General features: G+C 69.0%; 14 protein-coding genes. 8 read left to right on the top strand and 6 right to left on the bottom strand.

Features of this window, described 5'->3' with window-relative positions; genetic code table 11:
- Positions 1–84: 84 nt before the first annotated feature.
- Both KDK82_RS18255 and KDK82_RS18250 read left to right on the top strand, forming a co-directional pair.
- The gene (locus KDK82_RS18255) at positions 85–861 is read left to right on the top strand and encodes a phosphatase PAP2 family protein (RefSeq protein ID WP_088165825.1); all 777 of its coding nucleotides are present in this window, start codon (positions 85–87) and stop codon (positions 859–861) included.
- A 12-nt stretch (positions 862–873) separates the two neighbouring features.
- Positions 874–1,443, top strand: a complete 570-nt coding sequence (locus KDK82_RS18250) for a phosphatase PAP2 family protein (protein ID WP_034389851.1) — start codon at positions 874–876, stop codon at positions 1,441–1,443.
- A gap of 75 nt (positions 1,444–1,518) precedes the next feature.
- Here the strand turns inward: KDK82_RS18250 and pyk are convergent, their stop codons facing one another.
- Positions 1,519–2,955 (bottom strand): pyruvate kinase, encoded by a 1,437-nt coding sequence (gene pyk, locus KDK82_RS18245; protein WP_012202862.1) that lies wholly within the window; start codon positions 2,953–2,955, stop codon positions 1,519–1,521.
- A gap of 373 nt (positions 2,956–3,328) precedes the next feature.
- Here pyk and KDK82_RS18240 point away from each other — a divergent pair, with 373 nt between their 5' ends.
- The 3 genes from KDK82_RS18240 (at position 3,329) to KDK82_RS18230 (ending at position 7,426) form a co-directional block, all read left to right on the top strand.
- Positions 3,329–4,312 carry a cyclase family protein gene (locus tag KDK82_RS18240; RefSeq protein ID WP_051940496.1) on the top strand — a complete coding sequence of 328 codons (984 nt, stop codon included), beginning with the start codon at positions 3,329–3,331 and terminating at the stop codon, positions 4,310–4,312.
- Positions 4,309–5,970 carry an AMP-binding protein gene (locus tag KDK82_RS18235; protein ID WP_088165824.1) on the top strand — a complete coding sequence of 554 codons (1,662 nt, stop codon included), beginning with the start codon at positions 4,309–4,311 and terminating at the stop codon, positions 5,968–5,970. Before KDK82_RS18240 ends, KDK82_RS18235 begins: the two co-directional genes overlap by 4 nt.
- Before the next feature lie 190 nt (positions 5,971–6,160).
- On the top strand, positions 6,161–7,426 hold the full coding sequence (locus tag KDK82_RS18230) for a TIGR03118 family protein (RefSeq protein ID WP_088165823.1): 1,266 nt from the start codon (positions 6,161–6,163) through the stop codon (positions 7,424–7,426).
- Between the two features lie 2 nt (positions 7,427–7,428).
- Here the strand turns inward: KDK82_RS18230 and KDK82_RS18225 are convergent, their stop codons facing one another.
- The 4 genes from KDK82_RS18225 to KDK82_RS18210 all read right to left on the bottom strand — a co-directional run bounded on the left by KDK82_RS18225 (position 7,429) and on the right by KDK82_RS18210 (position 10,598).
- The gene (locus KDK82_RS18225; protein ID WP_012202858.1) at positions 7,429–8,247 is read right to left on the bottom strand and encodes a hypothetical protein; all 819 of its coding nucleotides are present in this window, start codon (positions 8,245–8,247) and stop codon (positions 7,429–7,431) included.
- Positions 8,240–9,622, bottom strand: a complete 1,383-nt coding sequence (locus KDK82_RS18220) for an aminopeptidase P N-terminal domain-containing protein (RefSeq protein WP_043825414.1) — start codon at positions 9,620–9,622, stop codon at positions 8,240–8,242. The genes KDK82_RS18225 and KDK82_RS18220 overlap by 8 nt, the downstream gene beginning before the upstream one ends.
- A 100-nt stretch (positions 9,623–9,722) precedes the next feature.
- Complete coding sequence (locus KDK82_RS18215; RefSeq protein ID WP_088165822.1) at positions 9,723–10,253, bottom strand: rhodanese family protein; 531 nt, start codon at positions 10,251–10,253, stop codon at positions 9,723–9,725.
- Positions 10,254–10,280: 27 nt separating this feature from the next.
- Positions 10,281–10,598 (bottom strand): helix-turn-helix transcriptional regulator, encoded by a 318-nt coding sequence (locus KDK82_RS18210; RefSeq protein WP_012202855.1) that lies wholly within the window; start codon positions 10,596–10,598, stop codon positions 10,281–10,283.
- 85 nt (positions 10,599–10,683) lie between these two features.
- On the opposite strand from KDK82_RS18210, the gene KDK82_RS18205 reads away from it, so the two are divergent.
- Complete coding sequence (locus KDK82_RS18205; RefSeq protein WP_088165821.1) at positions 10,684–11,580, top strand: MBL fold metallo-hydrolase; 897 nt, start codon at positions 10,684–10,686, stop codon at positions 11,578–11,580.
- Positions 11,581–11,640: 60 nt separating this feature from the next.
- On the top strand, positions 11,641–12,051 hold the full coding sequence (locus tag KDK82_RS18200; RefSeq protein ID WP_065346860.1) for an OsmC family protein: 411 nt from the start codon (positions 11,641–11,643) through the stop codon (positions 12,049–12,051).
- An 82-nt stretch (positions 12,052–12,133) separates the two neighbouring features.
- Here KDK82_RS18200 and KDK82_RS18195 read toward each other — a convergent pair whose 3' ends face one another.
- Entirely contained in the window at positions 12,134–12,430 is a 297-nt protein-coding gene (locus KDK82_RS18195) for a hypothetical protein (RefSeq protein WP_012202852.1), read from the bottom strand.
- A gap of 191 nt (positions 12,431–12,621) precedes the next feature.
- Here KDK82_RS18195 and KDK82_RS18190 point away from each other — a divergent pair, with 191 nt between their 5' ends.
- Entirely contained in the window at positions 12,622–13,581 is a 960-nt protein-coding gene (locus tag KDK82_RS18190) for a pirin family protein (RefSeq protein WP_088165820.1), read from the top strand.
- The last annotated feature ends 70 nt before the right edge of the window (positions 13,582–13,651 follow it).

The following is a 13,651-nucleotide window of genomic DNA, read 5'->3' as shown; positions in this document are numbered from 1 at the left end:
GTGCAATGCCCGCTGCCGGCTGCGGCGCCAGACGATGGCCGCACGCCGGGGCATGCGTTAAGACGGGTTTAAGCCGCGCTTCTCATGCTGCCGGCCATGCCGACACCTGAACCCCGAGATTTCTCCGCAGCCCCCGCGCAGGGCCCCTCCTTCAAACGCACCCTGCTGTGGACCCTGGCGGCCCTGGCCGTGGTCCTGGCCTGGGATGCCAGCGCCCTGGACCTGGCCATGGCCCGCTGGTTTGGCGACGCCGATGGCTTTGCGCTGCGTTCGGACTGGTTCTTCGTGAACATCGCCCACGAAGGCGTACGCCGCCTGGCCTGGCTGGTGGTGCTGGGCCTGACGCTGTGCGTCTGGCGGCCCGTGGGCCCGCTGCGCCTGCTGCCCCATGGGCGGCGCGTGCAGCTGGTGGCGGGCATCTTGCTGTCGCTGGCCCTGATCTCGCTGCTCAAGTACACCAGCGTGACCAGCTGCCCCTGGGACCTGGCCGAGTTCGGCGGCGTGGCGCGCCACGTCTCGCACTGGTCGCTGGGCCTGGCCGATGGGGGGCCGGGCCGCTGCTTTCCCGCCGGCCATGCCTCGGCGGGCTTCGCCTTTCTGGCCGGGTATTTCGCGCTGCGCCGCCATGCACCGCGCGCAGCCTGGATCTGGCTGGCCGTCTCGCTGGCCGCAGGCCTGTCGATGGGCCTGGCCCAGCAGATGCGCGGCGCCCATTTCATGAGCCACACGCTGTGGACCGGCTGGCTGTGCTGGACGGCTGGCTGGCTCTTCGACCTGGCGGTCACGCGTGCGCTGCGCACCCGGGACAGCGCGCCTGACTCCCTGTGGCCCGCCGCCAGCCTTCCGCCTTCCACTCCCTGATCGAGCGTTGCCATGCTGCCCCTGGACCCCGCCCTGTTCACGCTACTGAACGCCAACGCGCAAACGCCCGCCATCTCGATCGAGGCGGCGCGCGCCATCTCGTCCTGGCTTCCCTCGCTGTGCGCCCTTCCCGTGATGGCCGGGCTGCTGCGCGGCTCGCCCGCCCTGCGCCGCACCCTGGTGCTGGCCCTGCTGTCCATGCTGGCCGCCTGGGCCGTGGCGCGGCTGATCCGCTGGGGCTTCCCGGCGCCGCGTCCTGCCCAGCTGGGCATGGGCGTGCAATGGGTGGAACACGCGCTGCGGTCCAGCTTTCCGAGCATGCACGCCACGGGCGCCTTTGCCCTGGCCCAGGCGCTGACCCTGGGCTGCACGCGCCACCGCCGCTGGGTCATGGTGTCAGCCTGGTCGCTGGCCCTGGGCATGGCCTGGAGCCGCGTGCACCTGGGCGTGCACTTCCCGTCCGATGTGGTCGGCGGTGCCATCGTGGGCATCTGCAGCGCCACCCTGGTCTGGCATGCCGCGCTGTGGCGCCGCCGTGCAGGCGGGCCGCTGCTGGCACGCCTGGGCTCAGGCACGCTCTGAAACAAAAAACCCGGGAAGGCCTGTGGGCCTGTCCCGGGTGGGTTCAATCACTGACGCGCAGCGGATGCGTGTGCCTCAGTTCACACGACATATCTTGAGCATGTTGGTGCCACCGGGCTGGCCCATGGGCTCGCCGCAGGTGATGGCATAGACATCGCCGCTTTGCACGATGTTGCGCGCGCGCAGATGGCCTTCGGCCTGGTCCAGCGCGGTGTCGCGGTCGGCGCTCGTGTCCATGAGCAGGGGGCGCACGTTGCGGTACATGGCCATCTTGCGCTGCGTGGAGATCTTGGGCGTGAGCGCGTAGATGGGGATGTGGATGCGGTGGCGGCTCATCCACAGCGCGGTGGAGCCGCTGTCCGTCATGGCGACGATGGCCTTGGCGCCCAGGTGGTGGGCCGTGAACAGCGCGCCGATGGCGATCGACTGGTCGATGCGCGAGAACTGGCGGCCGGTGAACTCGGCATCGCTGTCCGGGTCTTCGGCGGCTTCTGCGGCGGCGCAGATCTTGGCCATTTCCTGCACGGTCTCCAGCGGGTACTTGCCGGCGGCGGTCTCGGCGCTGAGCATGACGGCGTCCGTGCCGTCCAGCACGGCGTTGGCCACGTCGCTGACCTCGGCGCGCGTGGGCACGGGGTTGGTGATCATGCTCTCCATCATCTGCGTGGCGGTGATCACGAACTTGTCCATGTCGCGCGCCATGCGGATCATCTTCTTTTGCAGCGCGGGCACGGCCGCGTTGCCCACTTCCACGGCCAGGTCGCCACGGGCGACCATGATGCCGTCGGAGACATGCAGGATCTCTTCCAGGCGCGGAATGGCCTCGGCGCGCTCGATCTTGGCGATCAGGCCGGGCTTGTGGCCGTACTGGGCCGCAGCCACGTTGCACAGCTGGCGCGCCATCTCCATGTCGGTGGCGTTCTTGGGAAAGCTCACGGCCACGTAGTCGGCCTGGAAGCTCATGGCGGTCTTGATGTCCTCCATGTCCTTGGCCGTCAGCGCCGGGGCCGTCAGGCCGCCGCCCTGCTTGTTGATGCCCTTGTTGTTGGACAGCTCGCCGCCCAGCTTGACGGTGGTGTGCACCTCGTCGCCGCGCACATGGTCCACGGTGAGCACGATCAGGCCGTCGTTGAGCAGCAGCACATCGCCGGGCTTCACGTCGCGCGGCAGCTCCTTGTAGTCAAGGCCCACGCCGCCCAGGTCGCCGGGCGCTGTGCGCGATGCGTCGAGCACGAAGCGCGCGCCGGGCTCCAGCATGACCTTGCCTTCGGCGAACTTGCCGACGCGGATCTTGGGGCCCTGCAGGTCGGCCATGATGGCCACCTCGCGGCCTGCGCGCTGGGCCGCCTCGCGCACCATGGTGGCACGGTCGATGTGGTCCTGCGCCTTGCCGTGGCTGAAATTCAGGCGCACCACGTTGACGCCTTCACGCACCATCTGTTCCAGCAGTTGCGGGTCGCTGGAAGCGGGGCCCAGGGTGGCGACGATCTTGGTGGCACGGCGGACTTGCATGGAATGTCTCTCGCTCAGGGTTTGTAATCGGGTTTCAATTCTCACACGAATGCGGTTACATGAAGGCAACATTCCGGCATGTGGCCAGGGGCTGAAAGCCAGGCCCCAGGCACCCCGCAGATCGCGCAGGCGCGGCACGCAGCGCATCGCAAAGCACCGTGGCGCCTGGCCTTTGCCGCTATGGGTTTTGATGCTGCAGCGCAGCATCGCCGGCGCAGGCACGCCGCCATGCCTGCCGCCTGTGAAAGCAGTTTTGCCCGGGACGTTCGCAATGCCTGCCGCCCGCGTGTCGAACCCGCGACAGCCTCGCGCCCCTCCTGGCGTTTGAATGCCCTGCGCGCCTTGTTCGACAAACCAACGACAGGAGACAGACATGGGACATGCTCACGACCATGGACACACGCACGACGACGCCCCGCTGATGGAGGATCTGCTCAGGAACGCCCCCAGCAACTGGGGCCGCTGGGGACCCGACGACGAGGTCGGGGCGCTGAACTTCCTCACGCCCGCCGAGGTGCTGCGCGGCGTGTCCCACATCCGCTCGGGCGAGACCTTCACGCTGCAGCGCCTGATCGGCGACCCGCGCGGCGATCCGGTCTGGCCCGGCCGCACGCCGGCCGAGCGCACCATGGTGTTTGACGAGTCCAGCTGGGACGGCCCCGATGCGCCCCGGTTCCCCGGCGGCCTGCACTATGCCGATGACAAGCTGGACGCCTTCCTGCAGGGATCGACCCAGTACGACGCGCTAGGCCATGTCTGGTACGGCGGGCGCATCTGGAATGGCTATGACGCACGCACCACCATCGGCGGGCTGGACAAAGCCAGCGTGGAGGCGCTGGGCGCGCGCGGCATCGTGGGGCGCGGCGTGCTGCTGGACATGGCGCGCCACCGCGGCAAAGTGGCGCTGGAGCGTGCCGAGACCTTTACGCACGAAGACCTGATGGCCTGCGCCAAGGCCCAGGGACACACCATAGAAAAGCACGACATCCTGATCGTGCGCACCAATTTCCTGTCGGGCTTCTACGAAGACCAGGCAAGCTTCTACAACGACTTCTGCGAGCCCGGCCTGACCTACTCGCCCGAACTCGTGGACTGGTTCCATGCGATGGAGATCCCCAACCTGGTCACCGACACCATCGCCAACGAAGTCACCATGGACCCCGTGCACGGCGTGGCCCTGCCGCTGCACTGCGCGCTGATGCGCAACCTGGGCGTGACGCTGACCGAGATCTGCGACCTGGAGGCCCTGGCCGACAGCTGCGCGCGCGACGGCCGCTACACCTTTCTGTACGTGGCCGCGCCGCTGAAGATCCACCGCGCCACGGGCTCGCCCGTCAATCCCGTGGTGATCAAATGAGCGCAGCCCCATCGCACGACAGGCCCTGGCTGGGCCTTTACGCGCCGGGCCAGCCGGCCGAGATGCGGCCCCAGTTCAGCAGCATGCTCGACCTGTTCGAAGCCTCGCTGGCTGCGGCACCCGGCTGCGCCATCGTGCGCTACTTCGACGGCGGGCTGAACCTGCGCGAACTCGACCAGGCCGCCAGCGCGCTGGCCCATGCGCTGCAGGCGCGGGGCTTTGTGGCCGGCGACCGGCTGGCCCTCTATACGCAGAACAATCCGGCCTTCGTCATCGGCCTGGTGGCGGCCTGGAAGCTGGGCGGTATCGCCGTGCCGGTCAATCCCATGAACCGGCAGCGCGAGCTGCACTACATCCTGCAGAACGCGGGCGCCCAGGCCCTGCTGTGCCTGGACCAGTTGTTCCTGGACGTGGCCCGCGAAGTGCATGCGGCCGGCGGCCTGCCGCTGGCCACCGTGGTCACCACATCGGTGCTGGACTGGCAGACGCGCGGCGATGCGCGCGTGCTCGGCGACGGTCCGCGCCTGCCCTTGGCCGATGGCACGCTGGACCTGCTTGCGCTGGTGCAGGCCGGCGGCCAGCCCGCGCCGCTGGCGCACCGGCCCACGGCGGGCGATACGGCCGTGATCACCTACACATCGGGCACCACGGGCCAGCCCAAGGGCGCCATGAACACGCATGGCAACCTGGCCTTCAACGCCCAGACCTACCGCGACTGGATAGGCATCACGGCCGACGACAGCGTGCTGGGCCTGGCGCCGCTGTTTCACATCACCGGCCTGGTCGGCCATGTGGCCCTCGCCCTGCTGGTGCCCTGCCCGCTGGTGCTCAGCCACCGCTTCCATCCCGAGACCATGCTCGAATCCATGCGCGAGCACCGGCCCAGCTTCACCATCGGCGCCATCACCGCCTTCGTGGCGCTGATGAACCACCCGGGCGTCTCGCGCGAGGATTTCCGCAGCTTCAAGGCCGTGTACTCGGGCGGCGCGCCCATTGCGCCGGCCGTGATCCAGGCCTTCGAGCAGCTGTCGGGCCTGGTCATCCACAACGCCTTCGGCATGACCGAGACCTGCTCGCCCACGCACTTCGTGCCGCTGGGCGCGCGGGCGCCGGTGGACCCGGCATCGGGTGCGCTGTCCATCGGCGTGCCGGTCTATGGCACGGTGGTGCGCATCATCGACGACCAGCACCGCGAGGCCGCGCCGGGCGAGATCGGCGAGATCGTCTCGGCCGGCCCGCAGATCATGTCCGGCTACTGGAACCTGCCCGAAGCCACGGCCGACGCCATGTTCGAGGGCGGGCTGCGCACGGGCGACGTGGGCTTCATGGACGAGCGCGGCTGGTTCTACCTGGTGGACCGCAAGAAGGACATGATCAACGCCGCCGGCTACAAGGTCTGGCCGCGCGAGGTCGAGGACGTGCTCTACACCCACCCCGCCGTGCGCGAGGCCGCCGTCATCGGCGTGCCAGACGACTACCGGGGCGAGACCGTCAAGGCCGTGGTCTCGCTGAAAGCGGGCCGGCAGGCCGCGCCCGAGGAACTCATCGCCCATTGCAAGGCGCACATGGCCGCCTACAAGGTGCCGCGCATCGTCGAGCTGCGCGAGGAACTGCCCAAGACCGTGACCGGAAAGATCCTGCGCAGGCAGCTGCGCTGAGTCCTCCTGCATCGCTCTGCAGAATCAGACGGGGCCGCATTGACCCGGCAGGCGGCCCCTCCCTAGCATCGCCTGTTCATATCTGCGGCCCCCCGGGTTCGCAGGCAGCAGCCAGAACATCCGGTGCCCCTTGGTTTCGCATGCTCAGCCAACCTATCCACCGCTTTGCCATGCCACCAGAAAATCCAACATGCTCGACCGGCGACATTTTGTTCTGAGCGCCCTCGCTTCCTCGGCCCTGACCGCCTGCAGCGGCGGCGCACCCGCCAACCGCTACCTCCAGACACCCCTGCTCGCCAGCCATGCTGGCTACGGCGCGCGCTTCACGGAACCCGACTTCGTCAACGGCTGGGGCATTGCCATCCGCCCGGCCGGCGCAGGCGGCCATTTCTGGATTGGCGGCGGTGGCACTTCCTGGCAATACCTGGGTGACGTTTCGCGCTCGTCCGAGCCAAGCCTGCGCACACTGCGCCAGGACGGCCTTCGCAAGGTGGCCGTGCCCCAGTCGGACTCCCGGATCGACGACGGCAGCGCAGGCAAGGTCACTGGCGTGGTCTACCACGGCGCGCCCCTGGAATCCCACCTGTTCCGCGTGCGCAGCCAGCCCGCAGGCGGGCGCCTGCTCGACGGCGCGGCGCGCTTCGTCTTCGTGACCGACAGCGGCAGCGTCAGCGCCTGGACCGAGCGCGACGCAGAGACGGGCGCCATCGTGCGCGTGGACGGCCCAGCCGTCGAGGTCTTCGATGGCACGGGCCGGGGCATGGCCTTCTTCGGCGCGGCCCTGCATACGGGCCGCTGGGACCGTCTGTGGCTGGCCGATTTCGGCGACCAGCCTCAGATCCGCACACTGGACGCGCAGTGGCAGCTCACCCCCACCCAGGGCTTCGTCAACCCCTTCGCCAGCGGCCCTGCCGGCATTGCCAGACCTGGCGATCCCGTGCCGTTCAATATTCAGGTTGTCAACGACGGCTCAAGAGACCGCGTCTTCGTGCTCTACGCCATGAGCCAGCCCGACCCCGAGGACGCCAACGCCTTCTTCGCAGGTGAGGAAGATGCCATGGATGCAGAGCGCGAGGCCGCCACCGGCAACCGCCCCGCGCGCGGCAAGCTGGCCGAGTTCGATCTGGACGGCCGCCTGCAGCGGATCTATTCAGACGATGGCAGGCTCAACGCGCCCTGGGGCGTGGCCATCGCACCGCCCGACTTCGGGCCGCTATCGGGCCGGTTGCTGGTGGGCAACTTTGGCGGCGCGGGCCGCATCTGCGCCTTCGACCTGGACAGCGGCAGCTACGTGGACGAGCTGCGCGATGGCCAGGATCGCCCGGTCGCCATACCGGGCCTCTGGGCGCTGCAGTTCGGCAACGGTGTGGCCCTGGGCGACAGCAATGCCCTGTACTTCGCGGCCGGCCCCAAGGATGAGACCGAAGGCTTGTTCGGCTCGCTGAGGTTTGGCTAGAGTCACACCAGCCCGTGCGAGAGCAGATAGGTGATCGCATGGGCCACCATGGCCGCCTCCAGGCCATAGCGCCAGAACAGGAAGCCGCCCACGGCGCCGTGGACGATTTCGAACAGCAGCAGCTGCAGCACCAGCCCGTCCGACAGGCCGCCCCAGGTACCCCAGGCCAGCGCCAGCTGCAGCAAGCCCCAGAGCAGGGCCGACAGCATCACCGACCACCAGCCCAGCATCCAGCCCGGGCGGCGGTCGGTGCGCCCGCTCAGCCGCCACAGCAGCCACATCACCAGCGTCATGCCGCCCAGGCGCATCACCAGCTCGGCCGTGATGCCCGCGTACAGGATCTTGGCGCCCAGCGGCATGGCGTAGACGGGGTCGATCAGGGTCAGGTCGTCGGGCCAGGCCAGGGCCAGGGTCACCAGCCAGGCCGCGCCGACCACGCCGCCAGCCAGCCCTGGCAACGTGAGGTAGCGCACGGCGCGCTGGGGCGAACGCCCGGCCACCCAGGTGGTCAACAGCGGTGCGGACAGGCCCAGCCTTGGCCCCAGCCACACCCCGACGCCCACGGGCAGGGCCAGCAGCGCGGCCATCACGCCAATGCCGGCCAGAGGCGTGGCCAGCGGCTCCACGGGCAGGCCCAGCAGGCGCATCCAGTCGGGCAGCACGAACCAGGCCATGGCCGCCACGCCGGGCAGGCCCAGCAGCCAGAGCACCGTGAAGATGCGCCAACTCAGCCGTGGCAGCGCGGGTGGGACATAGGCCGATGGGGCGGGCATGAGGGTGGACACGGGGCCGGTGGTGGGCAGGCTGGCGTTGTCAGTCACGCATCAAGGCTTCTATCTCGTCGGGCTCCACGGGCACGCCGCGCGTGATCAGCTCGCAGCCCGTCTCGGTGACGATGGCATCGTCCTCGATGCGGATGCCGATGTTGTGGAACTGCTCGGGCACGCCGGCCGCAGGGCGCACGTAGATGCCCGGCTCGATGGTGGTGCACATTCCCGGGCGCAGGATGCGGCTGGGGCGGTTGGTGATGGTCTCGCCCGACAGCGGGTCCTTGCGCTCGTGCGACTGGCCCAGCTCCGAGGGCTCCACATAGCTGCCGCAGTCGTGCACGTCCATGCCCAGCCAGTGGCCCGTGCGGTGCATGTAGAACTGGAAGAAGGCGCGCTGCTCGATCACGTCCTGGGCGTTGCCATAGACCTTTCTGTCCAGCAGGCCCAGGTCCAGCATGCCCTGCGCCAGCACGGCCACGGTGGCGTCGTGCGGATCGTTGAAACGCGCACCGGCGCGCGTGGCCGCCACGGCGGCCTTCTGGCTTTCCAGCACCAGCTCGTAGAGCGCGCGCTGCGGGCCGGTGAAGCGGCCATCGGCGGGGAAGGTGCGCGTGATGTCGCTGGCGTAGCCGTCGAGCTCGCAGCCCGCATCGATCAGCACCAGCTCGCCCGCGTGCACGGGCGCCTTGTCGGCCTGGTAATGCAGCACGCAGGCGTTGGCGCCGGCTGCCACGATGGAGCCGTAGGCCACGTACTGCGAGCCCTGCTGGCGGAATTCATGCAGCAGTTCGGCGTCCAGGTGGTATTCGCGCACCTCCTGGCCTGCGCGCAGCATGCGTGCCGAGCGCTGCATGGCGCGGATATGGGCCTGGGCGCTGATGGCGGCGGCGCGGCGCATGATGTCCTGCTCATGCGCGTCCTTGACCAGGCGCATCTCGTCCAGCAGCGTGCACAGGTCGCCCTGCTCGGCCGGGCACAGCGCGCCGAAGCGCACGCGCGCGCGCACCTGGCCCAGCCAGCCTTCCACGCGCACGGCCAGGCCTTCATGCGTGGCGAACGGATACCAGAGGCGGCCCCGGTTCTCCAGCAGGCGGGGCAGGCGCGTATCGATCTCGGCGCTGGAGAACGCCTGGCTCACGCCCAGCGTGGCCACGGCGGCCTCGGGGCCCAGGCGGATGCCGTCCCAGATTTCGCGCTCCAGGTCCTTGGGCTGGCAGAACAGCACGCTGGTGCCGTCGGCGGCCAGCACCAGGCAGGCATTGGGCTCGGCAAAGCCGGTCAGGTAGTAGAAGTAGCTGTCGTGGCGGTACAGGTAGCCGGTGTCCCGGTTGCGCTGGCGCTCGGGAGCGGTGGGAATGATGGCGATGCCGCCAGCGCCCAACTGGGCGGCCAAGCGTGCGCGGCGTTGAGCGTAAACAGATGTCATACAGCTATCGTACTGCCGTCCGGGGTTCTCCACAGTCCCCTGAACAGGGGAACTTGGGGGTCGGACAGCAGACGTCAGGCTGGATTCAGTGCAGGCGCCGTCACTGCCCCAGGGCGCGCCGGTTCCAGGGCGCCTTCATCAGAACGCGCGCCAATCCGCAAAAGCCCGTGGCACCGGCCACGATCAGGCCGCAGCCCACGAAGGCCGACAGCAGGTGCCACCACGGGGACACCGTGGCGCCGAGCACGGCGCCCAGCAGCGCCAGCCCGCCCGCACCCAGTTGCACCTGGCGCTGCAGCTCCAGCGGCTGGCGGCTGTCGCGCAGCACGGGCAGGCCTTGTGCCTTCCAGGCGTCCAGGCCGCCATCGAGCACATGGCCGGCACAGCCGGGCGGCAAGGCTGCCGCCAGGGCCTGGGCGTTGAGACGCGTGCGGTGGCCGGAGCGGCAGTGAAACACCACGGCGGCGGGCGCGCCGGCCAGGGCTCCCGCCGCCAGGCGGTCCATGGGCAAGCTGCGGGCGCCGCCTATGCGTTCGCGCGCATGTTCGTCCGGCGCGCGGATGTCGATGAGCCAGGCGCCCTGCTCCTGCATCTGGCGGGCGGCTTGTGAGGAGACGGAGGAAAGAGACATGGATCAGCTCCTTGGGAACAGAGGATTTCAGGCGCAGAAGATGCTCTTGAGCGTGGCCACCAGCTTTTGCACATCGGGATTGGCGATGCGGTAGTACAGCGTCTGCGACTCGCGGCGGTAGGCGACCAGACCCTCTTCGCGCATGCGGGCCAGGTGCTGGGACAGGGCCGACTGGCTCAGCGGGATCTGCTGCAGCAATTCGCCCACGGACAGCTCGCCATGCTCGATCAGCAGGCACAGCACCAGCAGGCGCCTCTCGTTGCCCACGGCGCGCAGCAGCGCGGCGGCACGTGCAGCGCCCTGCTGCAAAAAGGCCTGTTCGGGAGAGAGCGTCGGTTCGGTCATGGTTGATCAAGAACAATCTAATTTAGCAAATTCTAATATAATCGCCGACAGGCTGCACACGAGCCATCGAACCAGGAGTGCCTTCATGACATCGCCGCTGCGCATTGCACCGTTCTTCGACGCCAACACCCACACCGTGACCTACCTGGCCTGGGATGCGGACACGGCCGAGGCCGCCGTCATCGACCCCGTGCTCGACTACGACCACGCCAGCGGCCAGGCCCACACCGGCTCGGCCGATGCCGTGCTGGACGCCGCGCAGGCCCAGGGCCTGCGAGTGCGCTGGATTCTGGAAACCCATGCCCATGCCGATCACCTCAGCGCGGCCCCGTACCTGCGCGAGCGCACGGGCGCCCCGATTGCCGTGGGCGAGCACATCCGCGAGGTGCAGCGCATCTTCCGCCCCGTCTTCAACCTGCCCGCGTCAGGCGTCGACCAGCCCTTCGACCGGCTGCTGGCCGACGGCGACAGCCTGCCGCTGGGCGGGTTGCGCATCGAGGTGATGCACACGCCCGGCCATACGCCGGCCTGCGTGTCCTACCGCATCGCGGACGCGGTCTTCGTGGGCGATACGCTGTTCATGCCCGACTACGGCACGGCGCGCGCCGACTTCCCCGGCGGCGATGCGGGCACGCTGTTCCGCTCCATCCAGCGCCTGCTGGCCCTGCCGCCCGCAACGCGATTGTTCATGTGCCATGACTACAAGGCGCCGGGCCGCGACCGCCATGCCTGGGAAACCACGGTGGACGCGCAACGCGCCGGCAATGTGCACGTGCACACGGGCGTGGACGAAGCCAGCTTCGTGGCCATGCGCAACCAGCGAGACGCCACGCTATCCGCGCCCGCCCTGCTGCTGCCCGCCATCCAGGTCAACATGCACGCAGGCCATTGGCCCGCGGCCGAGGCCAATGGCGTGCACTACCTCAAAATCCCGCTGCGCATGAAGCACCGGCCCCAGGCAGCGGACGCAAAGCAGGCGTAGAGTCATCCGCTCCGCCTCCCCCGCGCCTCTTGCGGCAACTTCCAGGACAAAGGACTTTCCATGATCCACAGCGCCCACGCCACCAGCACGGACACCCCCTATCGCGTCACGCTTGGCGACCCCCAAGGCCACCGCTGGCATGTGGACGAGCCTGCGGACAAGGGCGGAGGCGACACGGCGCCCAACCCGCTGCAACTGCTGCTGTCGGCCCTGGGCGCCTGCACCACGGTCACGCTGCAGATGTACGCGGCGCGCAAGCAGTGGAAGCTGGAGCAGGTGGACGTGCAACTGCGCCTGAACCCCGAAGGCACGCCCGCCAGCGGCAACCTGATCGAACGCCAGATCACGCTGCAAGGCGCGCTGGACGACGAGCAGCGCCAGCGCCTGCTGCAGGTGGCCGAGGCCTGCCCCGTGCACAAGCTGCTGGCCGGCGAGGTGCACATCCAGACCGCGCTGCAGTTGCCGGCCTGAGCGCGGGCCGGGCCACCATGCAAAAAGCCCTGCAGCTGTCAGGCCGCAGGGCTTTTGGGAGTGGTTGGGGACATGGCCGGCGTCAGGCTTGGCTGACCTCGATCTCCCCGGTATCGACATAGAGCTCGAACTCGCGCTTGGCCAGCGACACGGTGATCGGCTGCTCGTCCTGGGTCCAGGACAGCACATAGCTTCCGATGGCCGTGGCCACCTGCACTCGGGTGCCGCGCGGAATGTCTTCCAGGGGGCCGTCGCCTACCCGGTGCTGCACATTGCCGGTGACCGTGGCTTCGAACTTCTCGGGGAATCGCTGGACTTCCACGGCGCTCTGGACCGCCTCTTCAGCGGCTTCGGCTTGCGTCTGTACGGATGTATTCATGGCGGTTTCTCCTGTAAGAGTGAGGCCGGCGCCCGCCAAAATGGCGGGCGCCGGTCCGTTCTTCGAATGTAAACAATGTTCCTGAGAACGCGCTGTCAGCGAACAGGCCCAATCCATGCGAGCCGCGTTTGCCTGCTGCGCCGCGCTGCACGACACTGGTGGCTTCCCCCACGAAACAGGCCGATCCGACCATGTCCGACACGTCCCAGCCCCTGACCCAACCCCAGCACCTGCCCACCCGCACCGCCGATGTGGGCGGCATTCCCATCCAGCGCGCGATTCCCCAGCGCGCCCTGCGCAAGGTCGGCGCCTGGTGCTTTCTCGACCACGCCGGTCCTGCCGACCCCGCGCCACCGGGCATGCAGGTCGGCCCGCATCCGCACATCGGCCTGCAGACCTTCACCTGGATGATCCGCGGCGAAGTGCTGCACCGCGACAGCCTGGGCCACACCCAGATCATCCGCCCCGGCCAGGTCAACCTGATGACGGCCGGCCACGGCATCGCCCATTCCGAGGAAAGCCAGACGCCCTCGCACATCCACGCCGCGCAGCTGTGGATTGCGCTGCCCGAGTCGCACCGCAACGGTCCGCCGCGCTTCCAGCACTACCCCGAGCTGCCCAGGACCACGGTGGGCGACTTCACGGCCACGGTGCTGGCCGGCGAAGCGCTGGGCCTGACGTCGCCGGCCGAGGTGCACACGCCCCTGATGAGCGTGGACCTGCATGCGGACAGCGCAGGCAATGGCAATGGCAATGCCGTCGCCACGCTGCCGCTGCGTGCCGATTTCGAGCATGCCGTGCTCAGCCTGGAAGGCAGCGTGAGCGTGAACGGCCAGCCCCTGCCGGTGGAGGAACTGCTCTACCTGCCCCTGGGCACGGCCTCGGTCGCCATCGAGACCACGCCCGGCAGCCGCCTGCTGGTCATTGGCGGCGAGCCCATGGATGAAGCCATCTTGCTGTGGTGGAACTTCGTGGCCCGCACCAGCGAAGAGATCGCCGAGGCCCGCGCGCAATGGGAAGCGGAGGCCGGTCAGAATGCGCAGGCCCTGCCCGCAGGTGCGGCGCGCCGCTTCGGGCCGCCGCTGGCATCGCCCCTGAAGCCGCTGCATGCGCCTTCGCTGGACGGCGTGGTGCTGCGCGCCTCGCGCTGAACGCGCTTGCTGCGGCGATCGACCTGCAGCCATGGCCCTGCCCAACCAAAAGGCGCCCCAAAATGGGGCG

The organism is Delftia sp. K82, assembly GCF_002193035.1.
Classification (GTDB): domain Bacteria; phylum Pseudomonadota; class Gammaproteobacteria; order Burkholderiales; family Burkholderiaceae_C; genus Comamonas; species Comamonas acidovorans.
This window is presented reverse-complemented; position numbering and strand designations above follow the sequence as displayed.

Excerpts from the sequence above, each read along its gene's own strand:
- KDK82_RS18255 (WP_088165825.1), top strand. The coding sequence starts at position 85 with ATGCTGCCGGCCATGCCGACACCTGAACCCCGAGATTTCTCCGCAGCC.
- KDK82_RS18230 (WP_088165823.1), top strand. The coding sequence starts at position 6,161 with ATGCTCGACCGGCGACATTTTGTTCTGAGCGCCCTCGCTTCCTCGGCC.
- KDK82_RS18235 (WP_088165824.1), top strand. The coding sequence starts at position 4,309 with ATGAGCGCAGCCCCATCGCACGACAGGCCCTGGCTGGGCCTTTACGCG.
- KDK82_RS18250 (WP_034389851.1), top strand. The coding sequence starts at position 874 with ATGCTGCCCCTGGACCCCGCCCTGTTCACGCTACTGAACGCCAACGCG.
- KDK82_RS18205 (WP_088165821.1), top strand. The coding sequence starts at position 10,684 with ATGACATCGCCGCTGCGCATTGCACCGTTCTTCGACGCCAACACCCAC.
- pyk (WP_012202862.1), bottom strand. The coding sequence starts at position 2,955 with ATGCAAGTCCGCCGTGCCACCAAGATCGTCGCCACCCTGGGCCCCGCT.
- KDK82_RS18240 (WP_051940496.1), top strand. The coding sequence starts at position 3,329 with ATGGGACATGCTCACGACCATGGACACACGCACGACGACGCCCCGCTG.
- KDK82_RS18210 (WP_012202855.1), bottom strand. The coding sequence starts at position 10,598 with ATGACCGAACCGACGCTCTCTCCCGAACAGGCCTTTTTGCAGCAGGGC.
- KDK82_RS18195 (WP_012202852.1), bottom strand. The coding sequence starts at position 12,430 with ATGAATACATCCGTACAGACGCAAGCCGAAGCCGCTGAAGAGGCGGTC.
- KDK82_RS18220 (WP_043825414.1), bottom strand. The coding sequence starts at position 9,622 with ATGACATCTGTTTACGCTCAACGCCGCGCACGCTTGGCCGCCCAGTTG.
- KDK82_RS18215 (WP_088165822.1), bottom strand. The coding sequence starts at position 10,253 with ATGTCTCTTTCCTCCGTCTCCTCACAAGCCGCCCGCCAGATGCAGGAG.
- KDK82_RS18200 (WP_065346860.1), top strand. The coding sequence starts at position 11,641 with ATGATCCACAGCGCCCACGCCACCAGCACGGACACCCCCTATCGCGTC.
- KDK82_RS18190 (WP_088165820.1), top strand. The coding sequence starts at position 12,622 with ATGTCCGACACGTCCCAGCCCCTGACCCAACCCCAGCACCTGCCCACC.